Genomic DNA, 6,420 nt, shown 5'->3' with positions numbered 1-6,420 from the left:
GCGCGCCGCCGACGCCGTCGTCGTCGCCGAGCCGGAACCCGCTGAATACGTCAAGATCTGCGACGTCTACGGCGCTGGCTACTTCTACATCCCCGGCACCGAAACCTGCCTGCGCATCGGCGGCTATATCCGTTACGACATCGGCGGTGGCGACCTCGGTTCGTTCGATGGTGCAAAAGCCGCGGATCACCAGGATGGTGATGACCACAACACCTGGCTGAAGAATACCCGCTTCACGCTGAAGACCTGGACAGGCCAGGAAACCGAACTCGGCACGTTGAAGACCTACACCGAGACCCGCTTCAACTTTGGCGACGACAACGCTTTCGAGGACGTCAACGCCGCCCATAACCGGGACGTCTCGCTGAACTTCGCCTGGATCCAGCTCGGTGGCCTGCGCGTCGGTAAGGACGAATCGGCCTTCGACACGTTCGTCGGCTACGCCGGCAACGTCATCCAGGATACGCTGGTTCCCTACGGCGATTTCGACACCAACGTCGTCCAGTACTACTTCGATGCCGGCAACGGCTTCTCGGCAGTGGTCTCGCTGGAAGAAGGTAACGCCAATGACACGATTGACAGCTATGTTCCGCATGTCGTCGGCGGCGTGAAGTACACGCAGGGCTGGGGCGCCATCACCGGTGTCGTCGCTTATGACAGCAACTACGAAGAAGTGGCCGGCAAGGTTCGCCTGGATGTGAACGTCTCCAACGAACTCTCGCTGTTCATCATGGGCGGCTACGGCTCGGACGATAACCTCAACGACAACCTCGGCAATCATGTCGACGCCAACGGTCGCGGCTTCTACAAGATGTGGGGTGGCAATTGGGCAGTGTGGGGCGGTGGCACCTACAAGTTCAACGAAAAAACCTCGTTCAACGCCCAGGTGTCCGCTGACGACTGGAAGAACGTCGGTGTTGCCGCGAACATCGCTTATGACGTTGTTCCGGGCTTCACCGTCACGGCCGAAGTCGACTACCTCCATGCAGGCCGATTTGGCGATGTCAACTATGTTAACCCATCGTTCACCCCGGCCGATAAGAAGAACAGCATCGGCGGCCTCCTCCGCTTCCAGCGCTCGTTCTAATATATTTCGACTTGTCGAAATCGAAACCCGGCGGGTAACCGCCGGGTTTTTCGCGCCGGATTTTCAGGGGCCTCGGCAAATGCAACTGTGCTGCCCCGCGGCCGAGCCTTGCACTTCTTGAAGGGTTTGCGGCCAACAGTAGCCAGCCGCCGAGGCGGAGCCCTGACAGCTTCGGCAACCAGGCTATTTGCCAGTCCGGCAACGCCTGAGATTTCGCGCCAAGCGCTTCGAGCGCCGACCAGCAGAAAATAATCGGCCAACCGGCGATTGCATTTGGGATCGTCGGGTGCGGAATCACGCGCATCCCTGCGCTTCTTCAGCTCAGCAGTGCCAACCAAATCGAGGTGACGTGCATGAGAGGCACGTCAGCCCCGTTTGAATTACGTCTCCGCCAAGTCGCCCAAAGCATCGATTAGCGGCTGGATCTCGCCTTCATAATTCTTCCAGCGCTTGACAGACGATTTGTAGATGGGTTGGCGAACCTGCCAGCGGCTGGGCGTGTTGACCGAACCATCCCTGTCGAAAAAACGCAGGCAGGCGTCATCCCAGGGCAGCCCAAGGTAATCTATGAGGCGGCGTGACTGCGCCTCCTGATCCTCGACGAGCGTTTCGTAGCGGTTTTCGAAGATCAGGCCCGGGAAAACCTCGTTCCAATGCTGCATCAGACGGTCATATTCGCGATAGTACAGACCGAGTGTCTTCAGGTCGGTGTTGTAACTGTGCCCCTCGCCGAATTTCAAGACATAGCAAGAGACGCAATTGTCGATCGCGTCACGGCGGCAATGGATGATCTTTGCGTTGGGGAAGAGAAGGCCAATCAAACCGATCAGTTCAAAATTATGCGGCATCTTATCGACGATCCTAAGTGCCGCGGGCGCCCGCTCCTTCAGATAGGACAAATGCTCCTCGGCCAATGTTCGGGACAAGCCTTTTGTGATCGACGCGACCGCCGAGTCCAAATCTCCGGCTGACGACCTTCTGAGTTCAATCGCATTCGCCACCCGCCTAAGCTTCATTAGTTCGCCCGCGCCGTGTACATCAGGATGACTGGCGCAGATCTGTTCCGTAAGAGTTGTGCCTGAGCGAGGCATGCCGACCACGAACACGGGAATTTCCGAAGGATTTCCGTAATCGGCCTTGGCAGCCAGCATCTCAGGCGTGAAGGTCGCAATCAGTGAGTCTATCCAGCGACGGTATTGGTCGATATCGAAGTTGCGGCCTGATGCCTGTTTCGACTTGTTGAAATGGTCGAATGCATCCTTATAGCGTTTGAGATCATTCAGCACCTTGCCGGCCGCCAGATGAAGGTTCTCGGCACCATCCGGTTCAAGCTTCGGATTTCCAAGTTCGCCAAGAATGGCTTTGAGCTCCTTAGGCTCTTCGGTGAATTTTTGTGTCTGCACGAGGTCATTGTACGCCGCCGGCACCTTGATACGACGTTCGATTGCCTCCTGAAGATAGGCGGCAGCTTCAACCATCCGTCCCACGCTGGTGAGCGCGCGAGCCAGTCCGATCCGCACCTTTGGATGATCCCGGTTTATTTTTAGTGCCTTCTCATAAAGCGGCAAAGCCATCTCAGGTTTGTCAAAGTCGATATAAGCGTCCCCCAATGCACAAAGTGCTTCGATAAGATCTGGCTGCAACTCCAAGGCGTATTGCATATGTCTGATTGCTGGCGAATATTCGCTGACCTTCACATAGGCCGAAGCCAGCCCAAGGTGGTAGTAAGGGTTTTTTGGCTCCTCGCCGACCGCGCGTGCGAAATATCGCAAGGCCGCCTCATCGTCGTAGCCCAGGCACACGGTCCCCAAGATATACAGGGCAAGTGGATGGTTGGGCGTACGCGCCAGAACTTGCAGGCATAAGTCCTGAGCTTCGCCGAGCCGTTTGACTTGCTGAAACTGATATGCCTGCTGCAGCAACGCCTCGTCGGCCTGCGCACGCGAAAGCGAATTCGCTTTCGGAAGATTCGGTTGCGGGAATTTGGGTTTCGGTCCGGTTTGGACCTTCAGGTGCTTGGACCAGGCAGGCGGCAGACGATTGTTCATTGCGTCTCGCTAGCAAAAAGATACGCAGGAATCCAGCGTTACGATTGCGGACCGCCGGGTGCTTGCACGGCCAAGTCGGCCACGCTAGCAAGAAGGCCCTTTTTCAAGCGAGCTTCCGCCATGCACCAGCGCCCTCCCCTCATGCCGCTCATCGCAGCGCTTCCTTCGACGGTGCCGTTTGTCGGCCCCGAAGCGCAGGAGCGCGAGCGTGGCCGCGCTTTCCGCGCCCGCATCGGCGCCAATGAGAGCAGCTTTGGTCCCTCGCCGCGCGTCACCGCCCGGATGGCCGAGATCGCCGGCGACATGTGGATGTATTGCGATCCCGACAATCACGATCTGAAGGTGGCGGTCGCCGCGCATCACGGCGTAGAGGCCGAGAACGTCGTTGTCGGCGAAGGCATAGATGGCCTGCTCAGCCTGGTGGCACGCATGTATGTCGCGCCTGGTGACGCGGTGGTTACCTCGCTCGGCGCTTACCCGACCTTCAACTTCCACATTGCCGGTGTCGGCGGGCGGCTGGTGACAGTCCCTTACGAGAACGACCGGGAAAGCCTGGATGGCCTGCTGGCGGCGGTGCGTAGGGACAAGGCCCCGCTGGTCTATCTCTCCAACCCCGACAATCCAATGGGTAGCTGGTGGGAGGCGAGCGAGATCATCCGCTTCATCGAGGCGCTGCCGCAAACCACCATGCTGGTGCTCGACGAGGCCTATGGCGAACTCGGGCCGGCCTCGGCGATGCCGCCGATCGATATCTCCAGGCCAAACGTCATCCGCATGCGCACCTTCTCGAAGGCGTACGGGCTGGCGGGCATACGCTGCGGCTATGCGATCGCCGAGGCCCAGGTGATCCGCGACTTCGAGAAGATCCGCAACCATTATGGCGTCAGCCGCATGGCGCAGATCGCCGGCGTCGAGGCGCTCGCCGATCAGGACTATCTGCAAAGCGTGGTGGCGCGGGTCGCGGCCGGCCGCCGACGCATCGCAGGCATTGCCGAGGCAAATGGCCTGAAGCCGCTGGCGTCGGCGACCAACTTCGTCACCATCGATTGCGGCGGCGATAGCGCTTTCGCGCTGAAAGTTCTGCAAGGTCTGCTGTCACGCGACGTCTTCATCCGCAAGCCGATGGTGCCACGGCTCGACCGCTGCATCCGCATCAGCGTCGGTCTCGATCACGAGCTCGACATTCTTGCCGAGGAGTTGCCTGGCGCGCTGGCAACAGCGCGGGGAAATTAGGTTCCGTCTGCAAGCAAACCAGCTGCAAAGCAGCCTACAAATCCATTTCCCAGGTCTGGCCGGTCAGATCCTTGCCGAAGCTGTGGTGGTGCTCCTGCGAGACCAACCTGAAGCCGGCGCGTTCGTAAATTGCGCGCGCCGCGACGAGGATGTCGTTGGTCCACAGCACCAGCTTGGCGTAGCCGCAAGCCCGGGCCTGGTTCACGCATTCCGCGACCAGTCGTTTGCCGATGCCGAGGCCGCGCGCCGACGACTCGACATGCAGCATTCTCAGCTTGGCCACTTCGTCGTCCTGATGAACCAGGAACACCGCGCCGACCGGCTCACCACCGCGCTCTGCGATCCAGCAGAAATCGCGGCCGGGCACGAAATTGCGAATGAAATCGGCGCCGATCTCGGCGAGCATGGCCTCGAACTCGATCGTCCAGCCATATTCCTCGGCATAAAGTTGGGCCTGGCGCTGCACGACCCAGCCGACATCGCCGACGCGATGCGGCCGCAACGTCACCTCGCTGCTGTCACGGGTGCGATCGCCCAGCAATTCCCCCGCCTTGCGCAAGGCGCTGCGCAGTTCATGCAACCTGTCGTCGGGGACGCTTTCGATCAGCCGCGCCGTGTCCCGATCGGCCGCCGCCTGCAGTCTGGCAAGCGCTGCCTCGCCTCGTGAGGTCAGCGAGAGCACCCTTCGGCGCCGGTCAGCCGGGTCCGTTCTGGCCTCGGTCAGCCCCTGGCCCGCAAACTTGCGCAGGATCCGCGTCAGATAGGCGGCATCGACACGCAACTGTCTTGATATTTCGGAGGCCGCCGGGCCATTCTCCAGCCGAAAAGCACCAGCCAGGAAACCTCGCTCCCCGGCGATTTCGGCGGAAGCCGGGTTGCTGCGGTGACCCAGTTCGAACAGCACGCGCGCCTCGGTCAAAGTGAATGCACTTTGTGTCAGCGTCTCGTCGAGAAGGCCGACGGTGCGCGTGTAGAAGCGATTGAAGCGCCTGACATCGGCCACCAATGCGTTGCGTTCGTCCAACATCCGCAGCCATTCCTAAGGCAGCCGTATTTTCCAAAATTAGTGGACGGAGTCAATTAAATTTTGAGCCAGAGAGGCCAGCCATTGCGCTCGCGCGCAGTTCCCAGGTTGCATTCCTCACGCCACGCGCCAGATTCAAAACGAGACAGGCTTGGAGAGATTCATGGCTGATCGTCGCAGGGAAGTGCTGACGCGGGTCTACGGCAATGTGCAAGGCGTCGGCTTCAGGGCCTGGGCTCGGGATCAGGCCACGAGCCTTGGCCTTGCGGGCTGGGTCCGCAATGAGGCGGATGGGTCTGTAACGGCCCAGATCGCTGGGCTCGATGAGGCGGTCTCGAAAATGATCGAGCGCCTCTGGAAAGGGCCGGCCGGGGCTTCGGTCTCCAGGGTCGACGTCGAGGACTTGGCAACACAACACCTTCTTGTCGGGTTCAGGATCATTGCCTGAGCGCGCCGCCTTGAATTAATCGAACGTTCGTTTTATTATCACTCCACAGAGGAGCTGACATGGCGCGCACGACCGGATCCGATGGCGAAAAGACCGAAGCGACCATCCGTGGGGCGGCGGTCAACCTCATCGCGCGGTTTGGCTACGAAGCAATGTCGATGCGCCAGCTTGCCGCCGAGGTCGGCGTCCAGGCGGCCGCGCTCTACCGCTATTTTCCAACCAAGGAAGAGCTTCTGTTCACGCTGATGCGCGAGCACATGGAGGGTCTGGCCACAGCATGGGAAGCAGCCCGCCCGGCGGACGCAGATTCGGCGCAACTGCTCTCGGCCTATGTGCGCAATCACATCGCCTTTCATATCGAGCGACGGCACGCCACGCATGTGTCGAACATGGAATTGCGCAGCCTGTCGCCCGAACGGCTGACGCAGATCCTGCGCATGCGCACTGCCTACGAAAAGGAACTGCGCACTATTTTACGCGATGGCGCCGAGACGGGCACCTTCAGCATCGACGACACCGGGCTGACCGCCATGGCACTGATCCAGATGATGACTGGCGTCATCGTCTGGTTTCGGCCGGG

6 protein-coding genes are annotated in these 6,420 nt (G+C 60.1%); 4 read left to right on the top strand and 2 right to left on the bottom strand.

Translation table 11 applies throughout. The features are described from left to right. Positions 1 to 1,087: porin (locus EN984_RS18320; RefSeq protein WP_164748954.1), on the top strand; the 1,087-nt coding region annotated here is incomplete at its 5' end. Positions 1,088 to 1,467: 380 nt separating this feature from the next. On the opposite strand, the gene EN984_RS18315 is transcribed toward EN984_RS18320, so the two are convergent. Continuing rightward, positions 1,468 to 3,135 (bottom strand): sulfotransferase, encoded by a 1,668-nt coding sequence (locus EN984_RS18315; protein ID WP_127268657.1) that lies wholly within the window; start codon positions 3,133 to 3,135, stop codon positions 1,468 to 1,470. 120 nt (positions 3,136 to 3,255) lie between these two features. Here EN984_RS18315 and EN984_RS18310 point away from each other — a divergent pair, with 120 nt between their 5' ends. Next, positions 3,256 to 4,368, top strand: coding sequence for a pyridoxal phosphate-dependent aminotransferase (locus EN984_RS18310; protein ID WP_127268656.1), 1,113 nt, complete (start codon positions 3,256 to 3,258; stop codon positions 4,366 to 4,368). A 34-nt stretch (positions 4,369 to 4,402) separates the two neighbouring features. Here EN984_RS18310 and EN984_RS18305 read toward each other — a convergent pair whose 3' ends face one another. Then, complete coding sequence (locus EN984_RS18305) at positions 4,403 to 5,395, bottom strand: bifunctional helix-turn-helix transcriptional regulator/GNAT family N-acetyltransferase (RefSeq protein ID WP_127268655.1); 993 nt, start codon at positions 5,393 to 5,395, stop codon at positions 4,403 to 4,405. A gap of 160 nt (positions 5,396 to 5,555) precedes the next feature. Here EN984_RS18305 and EN984_RS18300 point away from each other — a divergent pair, with 160 nt between their 5' ends. Further along, a complete protein-coding gene (locus tag EN984_RS18300) occupies positions 5,556 to 5,840 on the top strand; it encodes an acylphosphatase (RefSeq protein ID WP_127268654.1) in 285 nt (94 codons plus the stop codon). 59 nt (positions 5,841 to 5,899) lie between these two features. Further along, on the top strand, positions 5,900 to 6,420 hold a 521-nt coding region (locus tag EN984_RS18295; RefSeq protein ID WP_164765515.1), incomplete at its 3' end, for a TetR/AcrR family transcriptional regulator.

The organism is Mesorhizobium sp. M7A.F.Ca.CA.004.12.1.1, assembly GCF_003997835.1.
Lineage (GTDB): Bacteria > Pseudomonadota > Alphaproteobacteria > Rhizobiales > Rhizobiaceae > Mesorhizobium.
Note: the sequence above shows the minus strand (reverse complement) of the source record. Positions and strands in the feature narration are given on the sequence as shown.